This is a genomic window from Pseudomonas sp. TUM22785, from assembly GCF_028198105.1.
In the GTDB taxonomy this organism is placed as follows: domain Bacteria; phylum Pseudomonadota; class Gammaproteobacteria; order Pseudomonadales; family Pseudomonadaceae; genus Metapseudomonas; species Metapseudomonas solani.
On the sequence record NZ_CP116239.1, the window covers coordinates 2,941,927 to 2,964,217 of the forward strand.

Consider the following 22,291-nt stretch of genomic DNA (forward strand, 5'->3'; position numbering starts at 1 on the left):
CGGCCGATTCTTTTGAAAAAGGCCCGTCGCGATTTTTACTCATGAAAGAGCGTGAGCAACGTTGAAATCTGGTGCGCTCAGAAGACAGAGCTGCCTTGGTTTTTACGAAGCAGCGCCGAAATCGAGCGTTTTTTGAGCTGCCGATAAGCAGCTCTCTCATAAGCCGCCTTTTTCAACAGAATCGGCCAGAAGCTGCCGGTCTAGTCCGGGGCCTTACGGGTCAGAAGTAGACACTCAAGAACTATTCAGGTTGGTATCTCCGCTGTCAGCTTGACCTTCTTCAGTTTTCAGATGTACATGCCCTTGATACAAGCTAGGAGCTTCGTCTGCAACTGCCGGTATACGGAGGATCCTTTCCTGCGGTTCAACTGGACAGCTCAGTCGGCAATCTGCTATATAAACCAGAATCCCATGAATGTATGAACAAGGAAGAACAATATGAACCAGGAACAGTTGGCGTCAGTAAACCTAAAGATAGGTAACTGTGAATTTAAGGGCGCAGCCGATGAAATGTTAGCGATTGCTAAATCTTTGTCCGAGTCTGGAAGTGAGTCGTTATCTGATTTTTTGGCCAGCTATGCGCACGGTTTATCGCGGAGGAAATCTGATATCAGCAAGCCTTCACAGAGCCTCAAGGATGAAATTGAGAGAGGTGAAAAAGATCTGGCGGGTATGAGTGATCAGATAAATACTCTCATGTGCGAGGTTTATGACTACTTTTTGGAGTTTGAAGAGATATCCATCCTCCAGAATCCATTGCTAATACGCTCTATGTTTTTCAGGCCTGAGAATCGGGAGAGTTTCCCGTTCATTAAAAAATTTATTGATGGAAGTGATATTCATATAACGTGTGAAAATTTTCACGAAGTATTTAAAAAGCAAATTATCTTCTACCTAAGCCTGAGTATGTATGGCGAGAAGTCAGTCCTACACATAGGGCAAAGGAAAACAAATATTGCTAAAGGAAAATACTGGAAATTCGTCGAGCTTAGTAGGCAGTATAAACAGAAAATATCCTGCCTAGATCAGGTTCAGGAGTTACTGGATAAGAAAATGGCCTTGAACACGAAGCTGGCAGGCCTTAGTAGCAAGCTCATGAGAAATGATGAGGCTGCTCATTTTTCTCAATCAGAATTCAATAGGGATTTAGAGTCATTCATGGCTGGTTTGGCCGCTGAAGAGTGAATCGCCCCTGATTTCGTAGACACCCCATGCATTTGCTCGACAGGCTGTTAAAGCTGACGCAGGCGACAGGCCGCTTCTGGCCGAAAGCTGACTGCCAGTCCGTCGATCAACTCAAGACCATTGCCACAAATTTGCTACAAGCGTGAAGGTGTTGGAGCTAGAACGTTCGATTCTATTGGGCTTTCATCGGCAATCTGTCCAATCCATCATCGGCGCAACGGAGAAACGGCGGGACAGCGCAGGGCGCGTAGTTGCTGGGGTTGCGGTGGATTCGTTGAGCATTTTTCGTACAGCTGATAGGGGGCGGTTTGGGGCCGGCAGCAAGTGGCGATTCGACTCACTGGCACGGCGATGCAGGGAAACGGAAGCGCTCAGACGAGGCAGTGTCTGTCTGGCCCAGTTTGAGGCCCTGCGAGACAGGCGCGGGAGTTTATCAGGAAAGACGGTTATCCGGCCGGAAGAGACGACCTGTGCGCTCTGCGCTGCGCTCGATGTACCGGCTAGCTCAGCAGCGTTGCCAACCCCGTCACGAACACGAATGGCAGGGGGATGAAGAGTGCGGCGATCCATGCGCCGGATCAATTGCGGCGGGTTTCCAGTCGCTAGGATGCGCCCGAAATCAACCACGGAAAGGAGTTTTTCATGTCGGATCGGGTTTCCATTCACCTGGCGGGCGCTCCGGGTATCCAGGCTGCGGAGAAGCTGCTCGAGCTGGATGGTTACAGCAGTTTCAGGCAGGTGATGAGCGGGGAGTTGTCCGCGGCGCTGGACGAGGAGTGCTACCTGGTGGCGCTTGGGGGCGACTACGTCGGCTTTGCGGTGATCCGAGGCGCTTCTGCCGGCAACTCGGGCTTTTTCGAGATATTCCGGCTGTTCGTTGCAGCGTCCGCTCGCGGCAAGGGGGTGGGCAGGCGCGCGGTGGCCCAGATCATCGACCTGCTGAAGAAGCGGGGCAAGGATGAGCTGGTTCTGGAGATCGAGAGCGATATCGCGGCTTCGTTCTGGGAGAGCGTGCTGCAGGGCTACAAGATCCATGACCTGCACAACGGCAAGCGCATCGTCCACCTCTATCCCGCCTGAACCATGGGCTGGCGTTACACCCGCAGCCCCGGCCCGTGCCGGGGCTTTTCATGGCCAGGCATTTTTCCTTCACACCCTCTGACGGCCCCGCGCCAGGCGCCTGCGCGGATGCACCTGGCGGCTCAACCGGCCGCGGGCAGTGCCTCGGGCAGGTTCAGGCGCTGGCGCAGGGCGCGGAAATGGGCGAGCGAGTCATGGAAGAAGGCCTGTGGCAGTACGCCGTAGCGGCCCAGGGCATCTTCCACCCGATCCAGCCCGGCCTGCTCGGCCAGCTCGTAGGCACGCATACCTTTTTCGATGCGCTCTCGGGTATTGGCGAAGTCGCTGAATTTCATATCGCGGCTGCTGGCGAAGTAGGCGAACTCGATGCGGGGGCGCAGCGCCACCTGGCGGATCAGCGACCAGTCCAGTGCCGCCAGCGCCTGCTCGACGGCGGGCCCGACTATGACGGCCTGTTCCCAGAGGAAGAACGCTTCGAACAGCTCGCGCCGCACCGGTTGCGGCAGTGGCTCGCCCAGCGCCTGGGCCTGGTGGCAGCGGTTGAGCGCGGCCAGCAGGCGTGGCTGCAGGTAGTGCTCGATGCCGGCAGCCTGACCATGCAGCCGGCTGAGGTGATAGGCCGTATAGGCCTCGACGCAGACCCGCCGGTTGATCTCGCGGAAGGCGTCGGCGAAGGCGTGTAGCTGGCGCAGCTTGTGGTGACGGAGTGCGGGAGTGAAGAGGAATTGCGCCGAGAGCAGGGTGCCCACGCGCATGCCCAGGGCGAAGTAGCCGGCGCCCCAGAGCGCGCCGTGGGCGGCGATCAGCGGGAACACATTGCGCCCGCCGGAATCTTCGTAGAGGTGGTGGTAGACCGAGGCGCGCTGGCCGAGGTCGGTAAGGGTGCCGGCCAGTGCCGTTGCCTCCCGGTGAATCCGCTGGTAGTCACGGTCGAGTGTGCCGCTTTCGCTATCCATATGCAGGGCTCCAAGGCTAATCATCTGGATTGAATCTATGCAGGCTTGGGCCTGCCAGCCTCGCGGCAAATTGCCTCAGGTCGCGTCGCGCGCGGCTTCCGCCCTGGTTGCAGTGGGGGCGCCAGCCGCGCTGGCGTGGGTGTGTGACGGGGGTATCAGCAGGTCCAGCCGATACGTCCGCTGGTCGGCCGATCGTCGGATTTACGGCGAAAGGCCAGTATCCTCCGCGCCAGTCTGTTCCCCAGGCCCGGACGGCCGCCCGCGTGCGGCGTCGGCGCGCTGCTGGGGAGCAAGATCCATGGAGCCGTAGTCGCAGGACATTGGATGTTGTCTTCACCCCTCAGCCCGGCCGGGTTTCCTCTGGCCCGCTCGTTCCGCCCCCTTGCCGATCACGCATTGCATAGGGCCTGCCATCAGGTGCGCTGCCGTGCGCTGCATGGTATTTCGCCGACGCAATCACATTCGGCAGATTTTCCGGGGGATGCATGTGGGGAATCGTCCCCGCAGGGCGTCTCCAGTCTTATCGCTTCGCCCATCACCTCCGCCGATGCACCGCTGCCCACCGGGCGGCCGTCGCCGGCACCTTCCGCTCGTTCAAGGAGAACCCCATGAGCATCGTTTCGAGAACCGCTTTGCTGCCGATCCTGGCTACGGTGGCGTTGGCCGGCCTGTCGGGCTGCGCCACCGAAACCTCCACCGCCGTCGCCGTGCAGCAGGTCGAAAGCGTCAACCGTCCCTACAGTGGCGTGCGCGCGCCGATCGCGGTCGGCAAGTTCGATAACCGCTCCAGCTACATGCGCGGCATCTTCTCCGACGGCGTCGACCGTCTCGGCGGCCAGGCCAAGACCATCCTCATCACCCACCTGCAGCAGACCAACCGCTTCAACGTGCTGGACCGCGACAACATGAGCGAGATCCAGCAGGAAGCCGCGATCAAGGGCCAGGCCCAGCGCCTCAAGGGTGCCGATTTCGTGGTCACAGGCGACGTCACCGAGTTCGGCCGCAAGGAAGTGGGCGACCACCAGCTGTTCGGCATCCTCGGTCGCGGCAAGACCCAGATCGCCTACGCCAAGGTGGCCCTGAACATCGTCAACATCTCCACCTCCGAGGTCGTCTATTCGACCCAGGGCGCCGGCGAGTACGCGCTGTCCAACCGCGAAGTCATCGGCTTCGGCGGCACCGCCAGCTACGACTCCACCCTCAACGGCAAGGTGCTCGACCTGGCCATGCGCGAGGCGGTGAACAAGCTGGTGAATGCGGTGGAGAGCGGCGCCTGGAAGCCGCAGAACTGAAACAGGGACGTCAGGACATGAACATGAGCAGGACAATCGCATGCGCGGCCGCGCTGTTGGGCAGCCTGGCGCTGGCCGGTTGCAGCGGCCCCAAGACGCTGTACCAGTGGGAGGGTTACCAGACCCAGGTCAACCAGTACTTCAAGGGCGAATCCAAGGAGGCGCAGGTGGAGGCGCTGGAAGCCGACCTGCAGAAGATCCGGGCCAAGAACGGCGCGGTGCCGCCGGGCTATCACGCCCAGCTCGGCCTGCTGTACTCCAGCCTGGGCAAGGATGACGAGATGATGCGTTCCTTCGAGACCGAGAAGGCGCTGTTCCCCGAATCCGCTTCGTACATGGACTTCCTCATGAAGAACGCCAAGGGAGGCGCCCAATGACCCGTCTACTCTCCCGCCTGCTGGCCTGCGCCGCGCTGGCGGCCCTGGTCAGCGGCTGCGCGCCGACCCGCAGCGTCGATTACTCGGCCTACAAGGAAGCGCGCCCGCGCTCGATCCTGGTGCTGCCGCCGCTGAACGAGTCGCCCGACGTGAAGGCCACCTACAGCATGCTGTCCCAGGTGACCTACCCGCTCGCCGAAGCCGGTTACTACGTGGTGCCGGTGGCGCTGGTGGACGAAACCTTCCGCCAGAACGGCCTGACCAGCCCCGGTGACATCCACCAGCTGCCGACGGCCAAGCTGCGCGAGGTCTACGGCGCCGATGCTGCGCTCTATGTCACGGTGAGCGAGTACGGCACCCAGTACATGCTGATCAGCAGTGCATCCATCGTTACCGCCAGCGCCAAGCTGGTCGACCTGAAAAGCGGCACCACCCTGTGGACCGGCTCGGCGAGCGCCTCCAGCGAGGAAGGCAACAACAATAACGGTGGCGGCCTGGTGGGCATGCTGGTGACGGCTGCGGTGAAGCAGATCATCAACAGCTCCATGGAGGATGCGTCCTATCCCATCGCCGGGATCACCAGCGCGCGCCTGCTCTCCACCGGCTACAACGGTGGCCTGCTCTACGGTCCGCGTTCGCCGAAGTACGGCACCGACTGACCGGTAGCCGGCGCATCGCAAGGGTGCGCCGGCCCGCTTGGCTGCCGGGTGGCAGCGTCAGTGCATCTCGATCCTGTTGCGTCCTTCCGCCTTGGCCCGATAGAGCGCCAGGTCGCTGCGTGAAAGTGCAGCTTCGGCGTTGGCGTCGCCGGCATCGAGGGTGGTGATGCCGATGCTGACCGTCAGGGGGATGACTTCGCCCTGATGCCGCAGCGGGGTTTCCAGCATCTGCTGCTGCAGGCGCTGGGCGAAGACCAGGGCGCTGGCGTGGTCCGCCTCATTGAGCAGCACGGCGAACTCTTCCCCGCCCATGCGGCCGGCCAGGTCGACACGGCGCATCTGCCCGGCGAGGAGGGCGGCGAAGTGGCGCAGGGCGTCATCGCCGACGCCGTGGCCCCAACGGTCGTTGATCACCTTGAAGTGGTCCAGGTCGCACATCAGCAGCACCGCGCCACGCCCCGGCGCGCGTTGCAGCCGGGCCAGCTCCTCTTCGAGGCGCGCCATGAAATGGCGGCGGTTGGGCAACTGGGTGAGAAAGTCGGTGGTGGCCAGGGCCTGCAGTTCGACCTCGATGCGCTTCTGTTCGGTGATGTCGGTGATGAAGCCGTGCCAGAGCACGCTGCCGTCAGCCAGGCGCTTGGGGTGGGCATTGCCCTGGCGCCAGCCGGTGGGGCGGCCGGGGATCTGTACGCGGTATTCCATCTGCCAGGGGGTGAGGGCCAGGGCGGAGGTTTCCAGTGAGTTCTGGTAGGCGGGCAGGTCGTCCGGGTGGACCAGCGCCAGGATGCGTTCGCGCCCGTTGGGCAGCTTCAGCTGTTCGGGGGACAGCCCGTAGACGTCCAGGCTGCCGGCGCTGATGTAGCGGTAGCTGCCGCTGCCGTCAGGGCGCCCCATGTACTGGAAGACCATGCCGGGGATCTCGTTGGTCAGTTCCGTCAGCAGTTCGAGGTTCTGCTCCAGGCGCTCGCCCATGCGCTTCATTTCGGTGATGTCGGTGGTGGTGCCGATCATCCGCAGCGGGCGGCCCTGGTCATCGCGCTCGACCACACGGCCGCGGCTGCTTACCCAGATGAAGTGGCCGTCCTTGTGGCGCAGGCGATGCTCCACCTTGTACTGATCGCTGCGCGATTCGAAGTGGTCGAGCATGGTACGCCGGACGTATTCGAGGTCGTCGGCGTGTACGCGGACGTAGGCGTCCTCGATGCGGGTGCCGATTTCATCGTCGGCATAGCCCAGCAGCGATTTCCAGCCGGGCGAGTAGTGGATCAGCCCGTTGACCACGTCGCGGTCCCAGATGCCGGTGCCGCTGCCGGCCACGGCCAGGGCCAGGCGCTGTTCCTTTTCCCGCAGCACCCGCAGCCACTCCCGCATGCCCAGCACTTCGCGGCGGCGGGTGAACAATTCGCTCGCCAGGCTGGCGAATTCGGCCAGCGCCTGCTGGTCCACCTCGCGGGGCTGGTCATCGAACAGCAGCAGCTCGCCGCCGCCATCGGCGATGGGGCAGCGGGCGATCGGTTGGGGAGTGCCGGAAACCAGCGTGCGAGCGGCTCGCTGCTGGTCGATGCCATCGCAGGCGAGCGGGCCGTCGGGCTCGATCAGCACGGCAGCGCTGACGCCGAAGTGCAGGCGCACGAGGTGCAGCAGGGAAGAGAATCGGTTGGCCGTGGTGCTCACATCAATACCTCGAGAAACGGCTGGCTACGCTGGACGACGTGGAGGCTCATGGTCCCGTCCCTGGTCCGTTGGAGGCAGTCTCGTCTCTGCCGCACGACAACCTGTCATCGGCTTTGCAATGAATGTAACAGGATGTGACGCCAATCAAGTGGTTCCCTCGCCTCTGGATGCTAGCTTAGTGCTATTAACTTGCCATGGAAGGGTTGGCCCGTGCACCGGGCGGCGTGCGTTTTTCACGCCTTTTCGGTGCCGTGCTGGGTTTTCCATGGTGACCCCGGGTGGGCCCGCAGGTGTTCGTGGAGCTGCCTGCCGCCGCCCGGGGGCGACAGGGCACTGCAACCAACCGGAAGGGACACCATGATCAGCTTCAAGACCTCGCCTGAAACCCATCGCACCCTGAGCAAGGTGTCGATGATCCTGCTCAGCCTCGCCGCCGTGATCGGCGCCGGCTTTCTCATCGTCACTGCGATCCTCAACTACTTCAATGCCAACGCCATCCTCAAGGACCACTCCGAGGTGCTGGCGCCGGTGAGCCTGGACAGTGTGACCGAAGAACACCATCGCCGCGGCCGTACCAGCGAGACCTACCACTTCCATTACAGCTTCGAGGTGGCCGGCAAACCCTACGACGGCACCTTCGAGACCTCTGCGTCCAATGCCGAGCCCTACTTGCATGAGGGCGCCTCGGTGAAGGTGGGCTACGCCAATGCCGAGCCGTCGCACTTCGGCCGCCTCGACGTGCTGCAGAGCCAGGCCGATTTCGGCTCCAGCATCACCCGCGCGCTGACCGCCGTCCCCCTGGCCGCGCTGCTGGCCTTCATCCTCCACCTGATGCTGACGCGCCGGCTGTTCGTCCCCAGGGAAACATCGGCCTGATACGAAGAACCCCGCAAGCGCGGGGTTCTTTTTTGTGCGTGCGGGGCTCAGGCGCCGCAGTCGTTCTGCAGGGTGGCCTGGGTGATGTTGCTGTCCGCCGGCACGCTGCGGGTCAGCCAGACGTTGCCGCCGATGACCGAGCCCTTGCCGATGGTGATGCGGCCGAGGATGGTGGCACCGGCGTAGATCACCACGTCGTCTTCGACGATGGGGTGGCGCGGCTGGCCCTTCTGCAGGTTGCCCGAGTCGTCCGAGGGGAAGCGCTTGGCGCCCAGGGTCACTGCCTGGTAGATGCGCACGCGCTCGCCGATGATCGCCGTCTCGCCGATCACCACGCCCGTGCCGTGGTCGATGAAGAAGCTTCGGCCGATGGTGGCGCCGGGGTGGATGTCGATGCCGGTGGCCGAGTGGGCGATCTCGGCGATGATGCGCGCCAGCAGCGGCAGGCCGTTGCGGTAGAAGTAATGGGCCAGGCGGTGGTGGATCACCGCATGCACGCCCGGGTAGCAGAGCAGCACTTCGTCGACGCTGCGCGCCGCCGGGTCGCCCTGGTAGGCGGCCAGCACGTCGGTATCCAGCAGCACGCGCAGCTCCGGCAGGGCGGCGGCGAAGCCTTTCACCACGCGGATCGCCTGGCATTCGCTGTCGCCGTCTTCGGCGCTGCCGTTGCGGGCGGCGTAGCCGAGTTCGCGGCGCACTTCGATGACCAGGGCATTGAGCGCCGTGTCCAGGGTGTGGCCGACGTAGAAGTCTTCGCTCTCTTCGCGCAGGTCGGTGGGGCCGAGGCGCATGGGGAAGAGCGCGCCGCTGATGGCTTCGATGATCTGGCCGACTGCAGTACGTGAGGGCAGCTCACGGCCGCCGCGATCCTGGGTGCGGCCATTGCGGCTGCGCCATTCGGCGCGGGCGGCGCGCAGTTCGGTGACGATCTGCTCCAGCTGCCAGTTGACCGGGGGGCAGCCGCTGGGGCCGGAAGTGAACTTGTTCATGGAGGGTCCTGTTGATGCGCAAGGCTGGCGATAGCCTTGCGCAGGAGTGCGCTTCTCGGCAAGCAGATTCGCAGCGCGATCAATCGGCGGGGATCAGCCCTTCGGCTTCCTTGCGGCTCTTCATGCTGGCGGTGGTGCCCACCGAGGCGAGGATGATCGCGCCGATGGCCAGCCATTGCAGCAGCGACAGGCGCTCGCCGAGGAACAGCAGCCCGGAAAGCGCGCCCAGGGCCGGCTCGATGCTCATCAGGGTGCCGAAGGTGCGCGCGGGCATGCGCGTCAGGGCGTACATCTCCAGGGTGTAGGGGATGGCGGTGGAGAGCAGCGCCACGCCCAGGGCGACGGGCAGCAGGCTGAGGTTGAGCAGGTCGGTGCCGGCATGGGCGATGCCGAAGGGCGAGATGACCAGCGCCGCGACCAGGACGCCGAGGCTGGCACTCTGCATGCCGTGATCGGCACCGGCGCGCTGGCCGAAGATGATGTACAGCGCCCAGCAGACCCCGGCACCCAGGGCGTAGGCGGCGCCCACCAGGTCGAGATGGGCGGCGCTTTCGCCGATGGGCAGGAGCAGCAGCAGGCCGACCACCGCGAGGGCGATCCAGAGAAAGTCCAGCGCCCGGCGCGAGGAGAACACCGCCACCGCCAGCGGGCCGGTGAATTCCAGGGCCACGGCGATGCCCAGGGGCACGGTGCGCAGGGACATGTAGAACAGCAGGTTCATGAAGCCCAGGGCGAGGCCGTAGAGCAGCACGGTGCCCAGGGCGCCGGTGTTGATGCGGGTGCGCCAGGGCCGCAGCACCAGCAACAGGAAGATGGCGGCGAGGATCAGGCGCAGGGTGGTGGTGCCCTGGGCGCCTATGACCGGGAACAGGCTCTTGGCCAGGGAGGCGCCGCTCTGCACCGAGATCATGGCGACTATCAGGATGCCGACGGGCAGCAGCGTCGAAGCGAGGTTGCGGGCGTTCATGGAGGGTCCGGATCAGGCAGTTACGGGGGGGGCGAAGCTTGTTCTGGTTCGTTGTGTGCAACATAATGCGCAAAAAACAGCGTGTGAGCAATATATTGCCCAACTCTATGATTCCCTCCATGGACAGACCCAACGTACTCGAACACGTCTCCGACAACGTGCGGCGGCTGCGCAAGGCGCTTGGCCTGAGCCAGGACGCCCTGGCCACGGCTTCAGGTGTGAGCCGGCGGATGATCGTCGGCATCGAGGGGGGCGATGTGAACGTCAGCCTGGCCACTCTGGATCGCATCGCCGAGGCGTTGGGCGTGCTGTTTCCCGACCTGGTGCAGACGCCGAGCCGACCCGACCGTTCGCGCATCGAGGCGGTGGCCTGGGTCGGCAAAGACCCGCGCAGCCGCGCCACCCTGCTGGCCAGTGCGCCGGCGCGGCGCGAAGTCGAACTCTGGGCCTGGTCGCTGGAACCGGGTGAACGCTATGTGTCGGAGGCCGATGCCGAAGGCTGGCGGGAGATGGTCTACGTCACCGAAGGCGAGCTGACCCTGGAGCTGCCGGAAGGCGAGGTGCGCATTGGCGCGGGGGACTTCCACGTCTTCGCCAGCAGCCAGCCCTATGGCTACGCCAACCGTGGCGAAGTCGCGGTGCGCTATATCCGCAACGTGGTGAGCTGAGGCTTCAGGCGCGGTCGATGCCGTCGTCGTTGGCGGCGTCGCCCGCTTCTTCTTCGCCCTCGTCTTCGTCGTCGTTGCTGCCGCTGAAGGCTTCCATGCACACCAGGCTGTGAACGCCCTGGTCGTCATGGAGGATCCAGGTGCCCTGGGCTGCGTCGAACTGAGCTGCCTGCACCTGCTCGGCGCTGAAGTTCCAGCGGCGCTGGGTGCGGCCGTCGACGCATTCGATCAGCAGGGCGCCGGCGTCGAGCTCGAACTGCCAGGCGTGCAGGCCGTCGATTTCCAGCATGTCGCTGTTGGCCAGGCGGTCGAGAAGGGTGGTTTCGTTGCTCATGGGCTGGGGCTCCCGGGGTGAATGGCCGGCGATGATAGTGCAGCGCCGGCCCGGGTGCGAACTCAGCGGGCCTTCAGGCCTTCCAGCAGCGCCTTGTGGAACACCTCCGGCGCCTGGATCTGCGGCGAGTGGCCGAGGTCGGCGAAGGCCACCAGGCGGGCGTCGGGGATGCGTTCGGCGGCCTGCTGGCCGAGCACCTTGTAGTTGCCCAACTGGCCGCGCAACGCTTCGGGCGCGGCGTCCTTGCCCGGTGCGGTGTTGTCGGTCTGGCCGATGAGCAGCAGCACCGGCATCTGCAGTTTGTCGAACTCGTGCACCACCGGCTGGGTGTAGATCATGTCGTAGGTCAGCGCCGAGTCCCAGGCCACCGCCTCGCGCCCCTTGCCGCGGTACATGCCGGCCTGCATTTCCACCCACTTGTCGAACTCCGGCCGCCATTGGCCCGCGTAGTAGGTGCTCTTCTGGTAATTGCGGATGGCCTCGCTGCTGGTCTTCAGCTCGCGCTGGTACCACGCGTCGATGCTGCGCCAGGGCACGCCCTTGGCCTTCCAGTCCTCCAGGCCGATGGGATTCACCAGCACCAGCTGCTCCACCTGCTGCGGGTACTGCAGCGCGTAGCGGCTGGCGAGCATGCCGCCCATGGAATGGCCCATCAGCGTGACCTTCTCCAGCTTCAGGCTCGCCAGCAGGGCGTGGGTGTTGGCCGCCAACTGCTGGAAGCTGAACTGGTAGCGCTGTGGCTTGCTGGATTTGCAGAAGCCCACCTGGTCCGGCACCACCACGCGGTAGCCGGCCTGAGTCAGCGCCTGGATGCTGCCCTCCCAGGTGGCGCCGCAGAAGTTCTTGCCGTGCAGCAGCACCAGGGTGTGGCCGTTGGGCGTGCTCGGCTGGACGTCCATGTAGGCCATCTGCAGTTTCTCGCCCTGGGAGTCGAAGGCGAAGCGCTTGACCGGGTGCGGGTAGTCGAAGCCTTCCAGCTCGGGGCCGTAGGCGGGCGGCTCGGCGGCCAGGGCGGGGAGGGCGAGGCTCAGCAAGAGTGCGGCGCAGGCGGTGCGCATGGTCGGGCTCCTTGGTTCCGGGTGGGGATGGGCAAGGGTTTTGCCAGACAACGGCGCGCGGCGACAGGAAAAACCGGCGCCGCGCTGTAACCGTTCTTTTCGGTCAGAGCTTGCGGGCTTCGATCAGGTTGTCGGCCTCGCTGATGAAGGCCTTGCCGCTCTTGCGCTGGTACAGGCACAGCTCGCGGCCGGCGCGGTTTTTCATGTGCGCCTGGGGGTAGCGGCCGCTGAGGGCCAGGGCGGTGATGCCTAGACGGTCGTCGAAGAGCACCGCCTGGCCGGCGGCCTTCACTTCTTTCAGCCCGCTGAGTTTGGTGCAGGCGGCGAGCATGCGTTTGTCCTGCTCCTGCCAGGCTTCGGGCGTCGAGGCCTGGGCGCTGGCGGCGCAGAACAGCAGGGTGGCGAGCAGGCAATGGCGAGTCTTCAAGGGGCTTCTCCGCAGTGGGTGTCAGCAGCGTAGACCGCGCGCCTGGCCGTTTGTTGTGGTGACTGGCCCTGCGCGCGGGCTTCCGTCAGCGTTCGCTGTTGCCGGTGACCATGCTGGCGAGCACGCCGTCGCGGCGGATCAGCCCGTGGAACAGCGCCGCGCCCAGGTGCAGCAGCACGGTGGCGAACAGCAGGTAGCCCAGCCAGTGGTGGGCCTGGCGCAGCACGGCATAAAGCGCGGCGTCATGGGGGGCGATCGCCGGCAGTTGCAGCCAGCCCAGCAGCACCACCGGGTAGCCGCCGGCCGCGAGCATCGCCCAGCCCACCATCGGCATCGCCAGCATCAGTGCATAGAGCAGCAGGTGCGAGAGGTGGGCGAGCCTGTGCTGCCAGCCTGGCAGGTCAGCGGGCAGCGCGGGTGGCGGGCGACGCAGGCGCACGGCGATGCGCAGCAGCACCAGGGCCAGCAGGACGATGCCCAGCGGCTTGTGCAATTCCACCAGCCAGGTGTGGCGGGTGGACAGGGTGACCACCATGCCGACGCCTATGAACAGCATGGCGAGGATGAGCAGCGCCATGGACCAGTGCAGCAGGCGGGCGAGGGGGCTGAACCCTTGGATGTGGCGGCTCATGGGTGGGCTCCTATGGGGGCGCTGGGAGCACCTTCGCGGGTGCGGCGGTTGAAGGACACGGCGTAGGCCGCCGAGCGCGCGGCGAGGATTGGGTCGGCAGAGGGCTCGATGCCGTCGGGGAGGATCAGCGGGTCGAAGTTGAGGTCGCGGCAGGCGCCCTGGTCCTCGGGCTGGGCCTGGTCGAGTACCAGGGTGCCGGCGTCGATGCGCTGGCGCGTGGCGGGCCAGGGGCTGGATGGGTCGTCGCTGGGGTCGCCGGCTTCGGCCAGGGTCAGCACCAGGTGCCAGCGCAACGGGCCCTGCTGCAGGCGCTGGAGCAGGTCGTGGGCGAGGAAGTCCTTGTCGTCCGCCTCGCTGCCCAGCGGCTGGTAGGGCGTCTCCGGCTCCATGGCCCAGCGCACGTAGCGGCCCTTGCCATCGCCATCCACCAGGCGGAAGGCGTTGATGCTGTTGTAGGTGGCGTTGGCGAAGCTGTTGGAGGCCTTGTTGTCCTTGGCCCATTGGCGGAAGGCGGCGCTTTCCGGGTGGGCGGCGAAGAAGGCCTGCAGGCGCGCCGGGTCCGGCTTGCCGGTGGCCGGGTCGGGCTTGGAGGCCAGCACCTGCTCGAAGAAGCCTTCGATGGTGGACACCGGCAGCACCGGCGGCGTGTTCATGCCGGTGCGCCATTCCTGGCCGCTGGCGCTGCGCAGCTGCAGTGCCAGGCTGCGCACCGGCACGCTGGCGTCGGGCGCATAGGGGTTGCTGCCGCCGATGGCCAGGCGGCCGATCACCGGCACCTCGCCGGTGGCGAACACCTCGGCCCGGGACAGCCCGGCGGCGGCGCCGTTGCTGAGGAACTGGCCGCTGACGCAGAGGCCCTTCGCGTGGTTCTTGCGGTAACCGGGGTAGCTGCCGGCGTTGGCCTCGAAGGTGTCGATGATGCGTTGCGGCGTCAGCCGGTCGGGCCCTATCCAGCCGCCGGCATAGGCGAAGGTGCCGGCCAGCACGGCCAGGCCGAGGCCTATCAGCGCCAGGCGGCCCAGGGTCTGGGAAGGGGAAAGCGGGGGTCGGCTCATTGGCAGCTCCATGGGCTTGCGATCATGTCGTCGAGCCCGTGGGACGAACCAGTTGCAGATTTATTCCCGGCCCCTGGAATAAAGTTGCTGCCTGAGCGTCTTCCTTGCACTGGAACCACGACGAGCACCGCACGACCCCATGCACGACATCGATGACGACGAACTTCGCGAGCTGCTGCAGCGCCTGCGCCGCTTCGCCCTGTGGCTGACGCGCAACCCCGCCAGTGCTGACGACCTGGTGCAGGCGACCCTGGAGCGCGCCCTGGATGGTCGCGCCGGGCCGCGCACCGATGGCAGCCTGCGTGCCTGGCTGTTCGCGATCCTCTACCGCAAGTTTCTCGATGGGCAGCGGCGTGCCCGGCGTTATGCACGCATCCTCGAGTTCTTCGGTGCGGCACCGGCCGAGACGGCCTCCACCGAGGAGCTGGTAATGGCGCAATCCACGCTGGAGGCCTTCGCCCGGCTGCCCGCCGAGCAGCGCGCGCTGCTGGTGCTGGTGAGCGTCGAGGGCCTGAGCTACAAGGAGGCCGCCGTGGCCCTGGACGTGCCCATCGGCACCGTGATGTCCCGCCTGTCCCGGGCGCGCAAGGCGCTGCGCGAGCTGGCCGAGGGCGAAATCGCAAATCCCCCGTTACGGATACTCAAATGAACCGCTTCGAACCCAGCGAGAACGATCTGCACGCCTACCTCGATGGCCAACTGGATGCCGCGCAGCGGGCCCAGGTGGAGGCCTGGCTGGCGGCCAACCCCGACCAGGCGGCGCGGGTCGACGCCTGGCGCCGCGACATGCAGCAGTTGCGCGCGGGCCTGGCCAACCTGGAGCTGCGCACCACCAACCCGCAGCTGGACCCGCTGGCGATCCGCCGCTCCCTGCGTGCGCGTCGCCGCCAGCGCCTGGCCACGGCCGCGGCGCTGGTGCTGGCCCTGGGCTTCGGCGGCCTGGGCGGCTGGCAGGCCCGCGACCGTTCGTTGCTGGCGGAGAACCCACCGATGCAGGACGCCCTGGAAGCCCACCGCCTGTTCGCCACCGGCCACGCCGGGGTGGTCGACATCGCCGCTCGCGAACCGGGGCAACTGCAGGCCTGGCTGGACCAGCGCTTCAACCACGCCTCGCGCATTCCCGATCTCGCCCCCTATGGCTTCCACCCGGTGGGCGCGCGCCTACTGACCAACGAGCAGGGCGCTGCGGCGCTTCTGTTGTTCGAGGATGTGGGCGGGCAGCGCATCAGCGTGTACCTGCGCTCGCCGGGTTCGCTCTATGCCGAGATGCCCGCCGGCAACCGCCGTGATGGCGAGCTGGAAGCGCGCTACTGGTCACGCGGTGGCTACAACTACGCCCTCGTCGCGCCCAGCGACGACCCTCGCGGCGAAGTGGTGCAGCGGGCGTTCTCGTTGTAAGCCGGACACCGTAGGTTGGCGCCGAGCGCAGCGAGGCCCAACACAGCCATGTCCGGTCTCGCGGCGGGCTCTCCCCGTGGGAGTGGCTTCAGCCGCGAAAGACTTTCCGCAGGCACAGGGTTGCGCGTGGCCGGGTATTCCATCGCGAATGAATTCGCTCCCACGAGGTGGGTTGCGGTGCTGGCTGCAAGATCGCCTGGTGGATGAAAAGAGCGTCATCCACCCTACAGGTGTGCGGATGTGCGGGGGACGCGGGTATGGGGACCCCCGCGCCAGGCGGCGCGGGGCGGGGCATTACATGCCGTTGGCGAAGGCCGGGATGCTCATGTCGATGGTTTCGCGAACGGGCTTCAGCGCGGTGGCGTACTTGGCCAGGATGTCCAGGTCGTAGTCCATGCGCGCGCGGATGCGCTGGTCGTCTTCGCCGACCACTTCGGCGCCGTTGAGCACCTTCTCCACGCCGCGCACGATCAGGTGCTCGGGCAGGTAGCAAAGGCGGCAGTTCTTGTAGCTGGAGGCGCGCAGCTCGCTGATCGGGTAGCCGCCGCCGATGCCGGAGGAGATGCCCACCAGCAGGCCCGGCTTGTGGGCCAGTTCGGCCTTGCTGGCGTAGATGAAGAAGTTCTTGATCGCCGGGCAGGCCATGCCGTTCCACTCGGGGGCGATGACGATCACCGCGTCGGCGGCCTTCAGTTGCTGCTGGAAGTCGGCCCAGGGGCCGGTGTCTTCGGCCGGCCACAGGGGCAGCGGCTGGGCGCCCAGGTCGATGACGCTGGTGTGGGCTTCGTTGGCCAGTTGCAGCTCCACCAGGCGTTGGCGGATGAAGCGGGCGACCTTGCCGGACTGGCTGTTGGCACGGCTGGAGCCGGCGACGATGGCGTAGTTGAGCATCTCGGGTTTCCTTTCTGAGGGATGGCGCAGGCTAGCTGGCAGCGCAGCGGCGGACAAGCACCGGCGCGTCAGCGCGGCGGGCAAATGGTGACAGGGGCGGTGCGTGCCAGGCGCCGCGAACGCGGCCCCTGGCAGGGCGTCAGACGCGGAACTGGTCCATCAACCCTTGCTGGTGGTTGGCCAGCCTGTTCAGCGCCTGGCTGACCTGGGCGGATTCCTGGGCCTGGCCGGAGAGGGACTCGGTGACGTCGCGGATGGCGGCGACGTTGCGGTTGATCTCCTCGGCCACTGCGCTCTGTTCCTCGGCGGCGCTGGCGATCTGCAGGTTCATGTCGGTGATCACCGCCACGGCATCGCCGATGCGTTGCAGGGCGGCGACCGCGTGTTCCACCTGCTCGACGCTGCCCTGGGCCTGGCGATGGCTGCTGTGCATGGAGCCGACCACCTCGCGGGTGCCGTGCTGCAGGCCTTCGATCACCTGGCGGATTTCCTCCACCGAATCCTGGGTGCGCTTGGCGAGGTTGCGCACCTCGTCGGCGACCACGGCGAAGCCACGCCCGGCCTCACCGGCACGGGCCGCTTCGATGGCGGCGTTGAGGGCCAGCAGATTGGTCTGCTCGGCGATGGCGCGAATCACCTCCAGCACCGAACCGATCTGCTCGCTGCTGCTGGCCAGGCCCTGGACTTCTTCCATGGCGGCGCTCATTTCGCTGGCCAACTGCTCGATGGCGCTGGTGGTCTTGCCGATCACGCCCAGGCCCTCGCGGGTGGCGTGGTCGGCACCGCGCGCGGCTTCGGCGGCCTGGGCGGCGCTGCGGGCGACGTCCTGGGCGGTGGCGCTCATCTCGTGGGAGGCGGTGGCGACCTGGTCCACTTCGCGGTACTGCTGCTGCATGCCGGCGCTGGTCTGGCTGGCGATGGCGGCGGATTGGTCGGCGGTGCTGCGGGCGTCCTGTACCGAGCGCTTCACGTCGGCGATGACCGGTTGCAGCTTGTCGAGGAAGCGGTTGAACCAGCCGGCCAGCTCGCCCAGTTCGTCCTGGCGGGCGTACTCCAGGCGACGGGTGAGGTCGCCTTCGCCACTGGCGATGTTCTTCAGCATGGCGGCGACCCCGAGGATCGGCCGGGTCACGCCCAGGGCGGTGAGCCACATCAGCAGCAGGCCGACCACGGCGGCGGCGAGGCCGATCAGGGTGGCGGTCAGGCTGCTGGCGGCGCTTTGCTCATCGAGCTGCGCTTCGAGCTTCAGCGCCGGGCCCAGCAGGACCTTGTCCGGCACTTCCAGGAGCACACTCCAGGCGGCGCTGGTGGGGATCGGCTTGAACGGCTGCATGACGCGGAGAATGCCTTCGCGGTCGATCTCGGCGGGCTTGCCGGCGCTGACCACCGAGGCGATCTCGCCGGCGTCGGCGCCGAAGGCCTTGTCCAGCTTGAGGCTGAGCTGCGAGGCGTCGCGACTGTGGCCGGCGAGCAGGCCGATGGGGCTGATGATGCTGACCTGGCCCTGGCCGTCGTAGAGGTCCTTGCTGCCGTCGACGCTGAGCTGCTGGAGGTTGTCCAGGCTGATGTCCAGGCCCATGACGCCGACCACCTTGCCGTTCAGTTCCAGGGGGAAGGCGATGCTGGTCATCAGCACCTTCTTGCCACCGACGTCGTCGTAGTAGGGCTCCAGCACGCAGGAGTCACGGGTCTTCAGCGGGCAGGTGTACCAGGTGTTGTAGGGCATGCCGTTGGCCATGGGGCTGCTGTCGCCGAGCAGCTCCTCGGTCATGGATTCCGACTCCAGCTTGCCGGGGGTGGATTGCGACCAGTAGAGGGAGAAGCGGCCCTTGTCGTTGCTGCCCAGCTCGGCCTGGTCGATGAACAACTCGTCCTTGCCGTCCAGGGCGTTAGGCTCGAACACCAGGTAGAGGCCGAGCAGATTGGGGTTGGCCTCGAGGCTGGTCTTCACCTGGCGGGTCATGTCCTCGCGCAGGTCGAAGGCGTCGAGGAAGCGTTTCTCGGCCTGGTCCTTGAGGAACAGCACCTGGCGCGAGAAGCCCTTGCCGTACTGGTAGGTGTCCATGAAGTAGCGCTGGATGCGCAGCGCCTGCAACTCGCCGCGGGCCTGCATGCGCTGGCGCGCACTGTAGTCGAGCATCTGCGAACTGGCGGACTTCACCAGCTCGGCACTGCGTTTGGACTGGTAGAGCGAGGCACCGACCAGGAGGGTCACGATGGCCAGCAGGCAGAGGCCGGCGAGCAGGGTGATTTTCCACTGAATGGACAGGCGACTGAACGGCATGGGTCTTTCCTTCTATCTCGTCGGACTGCAAGCCGCTATCGGCTCGGCAGGGGAAAACTTGATTCACCTGCCATGGCGATGCGGCTTCCACACGGAATGCATGGGAGCGGCGAATTTGGATGCAAATATTATGCACAGGGCGTCCAGTATTTCGCACGGCGTTTCTTTTGACACCCGCCCGCTCATTCGGCAGAGTACGCGGCTTTTTTTGCGGGACACCGCAAGGCGGGAGAGAAGCGGATGAATGCAGTGATTGTAGCTGTCGCCATCATGCTGGTGCTGAGCCTGTGCCGGGTGCACGTGGTGATGGCCCTGGTGATCGGCGCCCTGGCGGGCGGCCTGCTCGGCGGCCTGGGTGTGCAGGGCACGCTGGATGCCTTCAACAAAGGCCTCGGTGGTGGCGCGACCGTCGCCCTGTCCTATGCGCTGCTGGGGGCTTTTGCCGTGGCCATCGCGCGTTCCGGGCTGGCCCATGCACTGGCGGACGGCATCATCGGCCGTGTCGGCCGGGGTGGTGCACAGGAAGGCGCTGCGCTGAAATGGGTCCTCATCGCCCTGTTGCTGTGCGTGGCCATCTCCTCGCAGAACATCCTGCCCATCCACATCGCCTTCATCCCGCTGCTGGTGCCGCCGCTCTTGTACGTGCTGACGCGCCTGCAGATCGACCGCCGCCTGGTGGCCTGCGTGATCACCTTTGGCCTGATCACCCCCTACATGTTCCTGCCGGTGGGGTTCGGCAACATCTTCCTCAACGAGATCCTGCTGGCGAATGTGGTGAAAAGTGGCGTCGACGTTACCGGTGTGAACGTCACCGAGGCGATGCTGATACCGGCGCTGGGCATGGTTTCCGGCCTGCTCATCGCGGTGCTGTTCAGTTATCGCCGCAAGCGCGTCTATGGCCTGACGCTGATCGCCCAGGCCGAGCAGGTGGAGGCGAAGTACGATCCGCGCAGCCTGGCGGTGGCCGGCGTGGCCATCCTGGTCGCCTTCGTGGTGCAGCTGTGGCTGGACTCGATGATCGTCGGCGCCCTGGTGGGCTTCCTGGTATTTTCGCTGTCGGGCGTGGTGCGCTGGAAAGAGGTCGACGACCTGTTCACCCAGGGCATGAAGATGATGGCCATGATCGGCTTCATCATGATCGCCGCCGCCGGCTTCGCCGAGGTAATGCGCGCCACCGGCCAGGTTTCCAGCCTGGTGGAGGCCTCCGCTGCGCTGATCGGCAACAGCAAGGCCATGGGCGCGCTGCTGATGCTGCTGGTGGGCTTGCTGGTGACCATGGGCATCGGTTCGTCCTTCTCCACGGTGCCGATCATCGCGGCGATCTTCGTGCCGCTGGGCGTGCAGCTTGGCTTCAGCCCGCTGGCCATCGTGTCCATCGTTGGCACCGCCGGGGCGCTGGGCGATGCCGGCTCGCCCGCCTCGGACTCGACCCTGGGGCCGACCTCTGGGCTCAACGTCGATGGCCAACACGATCACATCTGGGACACGGTGGTGCCCACCTTCCTGCATTACAACCTGCCGCTACTGGCATTCGGCTGGGCGGCAGCCATGCTTCTCTGACAGCCCCCGTGCCATCCGGCCGAACGTCGGTGTCGGCCGGGTGCTACAGCTATTCACGGGGCTGCCGATAAGCGGTCGATCCCGTTTCGTTTTCCCGGCCTGCCTCCCTTCAAGGAATGGAAATATGCGCCTGACACTCAAAACCAAGGTCTTGCTGCTGGCGCTCGCGCCGGTGATCCTCTTCGCCCTCGTACTCAGCGGAGCCGCCGCCAAGGTGCTGCTTGACCTGGCCGAAGGCGAGGTCAAGGAAACCCGCGAACGGCTGATCCAGGAGAGCCGCCAGGAGCTGCAGCACTACATGCAGATCGCCCTGGGCTCGGTCCAGACCCTCTATGACGGGTCCCCGGCCAACGACATGGCCACCCGCGACAAGGCCATCGAGATTCTCAAGAAGATCAAGTACGGCAAGGACAGCTACTTCTTCGCCTACGATTCGCAGGTGATCCGCCTGTTCCGCGGCGACAGCCCGGTTGACGTGGGCAAGAGCTTCTCGGGCCGCAAGGACGTCAACGGCGTGCCTGTCAACGACGAGCTGGTCCGGGTCGCCAAGGACGACAGCCACTACGTGTTCTACAGCTCGCCCCTACCGGGCAACGAGAGCGTGCAGGTGCCCAAGCTCGGCTACACCTACTACCTGCCCAAGTGGGACATGGCGCTCGGCACTGCGGTGAACCTCGATGGCGTGGAGGCCCAGGTGGCGGTGGTGCAGGAGGCGATCGATGCACGCATCAGCACCATCCTCACCAGCATCGCGGTGATCGCCGCGATCCTGCTGGTGGTGTTCGGCATCATTGGCACCGCGCTGAGCAACGCCTTCCTGCGTCCCCTGCAGCAGATCAAGGCCAACCTGGACGACATCGCCGCCGGTGAAGGCGACCTGACGCGCCGTTTGCCGGCCGACAGCCATGACGAACTGGGCGAACTGGCCGGCTCCTTCAACCGTTTCGTCGAGAAGATCCACGGCCTGGTGCGCCAGATCGTCGACATGACCGGGCAGCTCACCCGCCTGGTGGGCGAGGTATCCGCCCAGGCCCATCGCTCCGAGCAGGCCATGGAGCGTCAGCGCCACGAGACCGACCAGGTGGCCACCGCGATCAACGAGATGTCCGCCGCCGCCCATGAAGTGGCGAAGAGCGCCCAGGGCGCCGCCGAAGCCGCCCAGCAGACCGACCAGGAAGGCCAGGCGGCGAAGAAGGTGGTGGACGGCAGCATCATCCGCATCCACGCGCTGGTGGGTGATATCCGCGAGAGCGGCGTGTCCCTCGACAGCCTGCAGCAGGACGTGCAATCCATCGTCAGCGTACTGGGGGTGATCCGCTCCATCGCCGAGCAGACCAACCTGCTGGCGCTCAACGCCGCCATCGAGGCTGCCCGTGCCGGTGAGGCGGGCCGGGGTTTCGCCGTGGTCGCCGACGAGGTGCGCGCGCTGGCCAGCCGTACCCAGCAGAGCACCCAGGAAATCCAGGGCATGATCGATCGCCTGCAGCAGGGCACCCAGGAGGCGGTGACCTCCATGCGCCGCTCCAGCGACGCCGGCGAGATCACCAGCGAGCAGGCCAACCAGGCCGGCTCCTCGCTGGATGCTATCGCCCAGCTGATCGGCACCATCAATGCCATGAACGCGCAGATCGCCAGCGCCGCCGAGGAGCAGACCGCCGTGGCCGAGGAGATCAACCGCAGCGTGCACCAGATCGCCGTCGCCGTTGACAGCGTCGCCGACGAAACCCAGCAGGGCGCGCAGACCGCCCGCAGCCTGGCCGCTCTCGGTGAGCGCCTGGGGGCGCTGGTGCGTCAGTTCCGCATCTGATCCGGTAGTGATTCACGGGGGCGAATCCAGTGGAGATTCGCTCCTCGTGCTCCGTTTCCCCGGGCTGAAGCCCGGGCTACGCGCCACCCCGCAAAGTCTTCGCACTTTCCCCGCCTCGCTGCG

Annotated in this window: 22 protein-coding genes and 1 pseudogene; 11 read left to right on the plus strand and 12 right to left on the minus strand. The window is 65.6% G+C overall.

The genetic code is table 11. The annotated features are described in order from the left end of the window. Window positions 1-438 precede the first annotated feature (438 nt). Window positions 439-1,185, plus strand: a complete 747-nt coding sequence (locus tag PI990_RS13665) for a hypothetical protein (RefSeq protein WP_271660966.1) — start codon at window positions 439-441, stop codon at window positions 1,183-1,185. 642 nt (window positions 1,186-1,827) lie between these two features. Continuing rightward, window positions 1,828-2,265 (plus strand): GNAT family N-acetyltransferase, encoded by a 438-nt coding sequence (locus PI990_RS13670; RefSeq protein ID WP_271660967.1) that lies wholly within the window; start codon window positions 1,828-1,830, stop codon window positions 2,263-2,265. Between the two features lie 122 nt (window positions 2,266-2,387). On the opposite strand, the gene PI990_RS13675 is transcribed toward PI990_RS13670, so the two are convergent. Then, window positions 2,388-3,221, minus strand: coding sequence for a hypothetical protein (locus PI990_RS13675; protein WP_271660968.1), 834 nt, complete (start codon window positions 3,219-3,221; stop codon window positions 2,388-2,390). Window positions 3,222-3,829: 608 nt separating this feature from the next. Here PI990_RS13675 and PI990_RS13680 point away from each other — a divergent pair. The 3 genes from PI990_RS13680 to PI990_RS13690 are packed head-to-tail and all read left to right on the plus strand — an operon-like array spanning window position 3,830 to window position 5,549. Beyond that, window positions 3,830-4,513, plus strand: coding sequence for a CsgG/HfaB family protein (locus tag PI990_RS13680; RefSeq protein ID WP_021219068.1), 684 nt, complete (start codon window positions 3,830-3,832; stop codon window positions 4,511-4,513). 23 nt (window positions 4,514-4,536) lie between these two features. Further along, complete coding sequence (locus tag PI990_RS13685) at window positions 4,537-4,890, plus strand: DUF4810 domain-containing protein (protein WP_043241757.1); 354 nt, start codon at window positions 4,537-4,539, stop codon at window positions 4,888-4,890. Next, window positions 4,887-5,549 (plus strand): DUF799 domain-containing protein, encoded by a 663-nt coding sequence (locus tag PI990_RS13690; protein WP_021219066.1) that lies wholly within the window; start codon window positions 4,887-4,889, stop codon window positions 5,547-5,549. Before PI990_RS13685 ends, PI990_RS13690 begins: the two co-directional genes overlap by 4 nt. Before the next feature lie 57 nt (window positions 5,550-5,606). Here PI990_RS13690 and PI990_RS13695 read toward each other — a convergent pair whose 3' ends face one another. Beyond that, window positions 5,607-7,223, minus strand: coding sequence for a sensor domain-containing diguanylate cyclase (locus PI990_RS13695; RefSeq protein ID WP_271660969.1), 1,617 nt, complete (start codon window positions 7,221-7,223; stop codon window positions 5,607-5,609). Window positions 7,224-7,580: 357 nt separating this feature from the next. Here PI990_RS13695 and PI990_RS13700 point away from each other — a divergent pair, with 357 nt between their 5' ends. After that, window positions 7,581-8,099: a DUF3592 domain-containing protein gene (locus tag PI990_RS13700; RefSeq protein WP_021219064.1), complete on the plus strand. Its 519-nt coding sequence runs from the start codon at window positions 7,581-7,583 to the stop codon at window positions 8,097-8,099. 47 nt (window positions 8,100-8,146) lie between these two features. Here PI990_RS13700 and epsC read toward each other — a convergent pair whose 3' ends face one another. Together epsC and rhtA are read right to left on the minus strand one after the other, a co-directional pair. Then, the gene (epsC, locus tag PI990_RS13705; RefSeq protein ID WP_271660970.1) at window positions 8,147-9,088 is read right to left on the minus strand and encodes a serine O-acetyltransferase EpsC; all 942 of its coding nucleotides are present in this window, start codon (window positions 9,086-9,088) and stop codon (window positions 8,147-8,149) included. Window positions 9,089-9,167: 79 nt separating this feature from the next. Then, window positions 9,168-10,055 (minus strand): threonine/homoserine exporter RhtA, encoded by an 888-nt coding sequence (gene rhtA / locus PI990_RS13710; RefSeq protein WP_184490293.1) that lies wholly within the window; start codon window positions 10,053-10,055, stop codon window positions 9,168-9,170. A gap of 65 nt (window positions 10,056-10,120) precedes the next feature. Here rhtA and PI990_RS13715 point away from each other — a divergent pair, with 65 nt between their 5' ends. Next, window positions 10,121-10,723: a helix-turn-helix domain-containing protein gene (locus tag PI990_RS13715; RefSeq protein ID WP_271660971.1), complete on the plus strand. Its 603-nt coding sequence runs from the start codon at window positions 10,121-10,123 to the stop codon at window positions 10,721-10,723. A gap of 4 nt (window positions 10,724-10,727) precedes the next feature. Here the strand turns inward: PI990_RS13715 and PI990_RS13720 are convergent, their stop codons facing one another. From PI990_RS13720 to PI990_RS13740, 5 genes are all read right to left on the minus strand, one after another. Further along, window positions 10,728-11,057, minus strand: a complete 330-nt coding sequence (locus tag PI990_RS13720; RefSeq protein ID WP_271660972.1) for a DUF5629 family protein — start codon at window positions 11,055-11,057, stop codon at window positions 10,728-10,730. Window positions 11,058-11,119: 62 nt separating this feature from the next. Continuing rightward, a complete protein-coding gene (locus PI990_RS13725; protein WP_271660973.1) occupies window positions 11,120-12,115 on the minus strand; it encodes an alpha/beta fold hydrolase in 996 nt (331 codons plus the stop codon). 103 nt (window positions 12,116-12,218) lie between these two features. Then, window positions 12,219-12,542 (minus strand): hypothetical protein, encoded by a 324-nt coding sequence (locus PI990_RS13730; protein WP_271660974.1) that lies wholly within the window; start codon window positions 12,540-12,542, stop codon window positions 12,219-12,221. Between the two features lie 85 nt (window positions 12,543-12,627). Further along, complete coding sequence (locus tag PI990_RS13735; protein ID WP_271660975.1) at window positions 12,628-13,173, minus strand: cytochrome b; 546 nt, start codon at window positions 13,171-13,173, stop codon at window positions 12,628-12,630. Beyond that, window positions 13,170-14,228 carry a catalase family peroxidase gene (locus PI990_RS13740; RefSeq protein WP_271660976.1) on the minus strand — a complete coding sequence of 353 codons (1,059 nt, stop codon included), beginning with the start codon at window positions 14,226-14,228 and terminating at the stop codon, window positions 13,170-13,172. Before PI990_RS13740 ends, PI990_RS13735 begins: the two co-directional genes overlap by 4 nt. A gap of 139 nt (window positions 14,229-14,367) precedes the next feature. Here PI990_RS13740 and PI990_RS13745 point away from each other — a divergent pair, with 139 nt between their 5' ends. Beyond that, window positions 14,368-14,877 (plus strand): sigma-70 family RNA polymerase sigma factor, encoded by a 510-nt coding sequence (locus PI990_RS13745; RefSeq protein WP_021219055.1) that lies wholly within the window; start codon window positions 14,368-14,370, stop codon window positions 14,875-14,877. Next, the gene (locus PI990_RS13750) at window positions 14,874-15,626 is read left to right on the plus strand and encodes an anti-sigma factor family protein (protein ID WP_271660977.1); all 753 of its coding nucleotides are present in this window, start codon (window positions 14,874-14,876) and stop codon (window positions 15,624-15,626) included. Before PI990_RS13745 ends, PI990_RS13750 begins: the two co-directional genes overlap by 4 nt. 294 nt (window positions 15,627-15,920) lie before the next feature. Here PI990_RS13750 and PI990_RS13755 read toward each other — a convergent pair whose 3' ends face one another. The 3 genes and pseudogenes from PI990_RS13755 to PI990_RS31575 all read right to left on the minus strand — a co-directional run. Further along, window positions 15,921-16,517 (minus strand): NADPH-dependent FMN reductase, encoded by a 597-nt coding sequence (locus PI990_RS13755; protein ID WP_263402957.1) that lies wholly within the window; start codon window positions 16,515-16,517, stop codon window positions 15,921-15,923. Between the two features lie 139 nt (window positions 16,518-16,656). Further along, window positions 16,657-17,412, minus strand: a complete 756-nt coding sequence (locus PI990_RS31570; protein WP_371877153.1) for a methyl-accepting chemotaxis protein — start codon at window positions 17,410-17,412, stop codon at window positions 16,657-16,659. A 150-nt stretch (window positions 17,413-17,562) separates the two neighbouring features. Next, window positions 17,563-18,801, minus strand: a pseudogene (locus tag PI990_RS31575) (PDC sensor domain-containing protein); the annotation flags it as partial. Between the two features lie 240 nt (window positions 18,802-19,041). Here PI990_RS31575 and PI990_RS13765 point away from each other — a divergent pair. Further along, window positions 19,042-20,361, plus strand: a complete 1,320-nt coding sequence (locus PI990_RS13765; protein ID WP_271660979.1) for a Na+/H+ antiporter family protein — start codon at window positions 19,042-19,044, stop codon at window positions 20,359-20,361. A gap of 124 nt (window positions 20,362-20,485) precedes the next feature. Next, window positions 20,486-22,168, plus strand: coding sequence for a methyl-accepting chemotaxis protein (locus PI990_RS13770; protein WP_271660980.1), 1,683 nt, complete (start codon window positions 20,486-20,488; stop codon window positions 22,166-22,168). Window positions 22,169-22,291 lie beyond the last annotated feature (123 nt).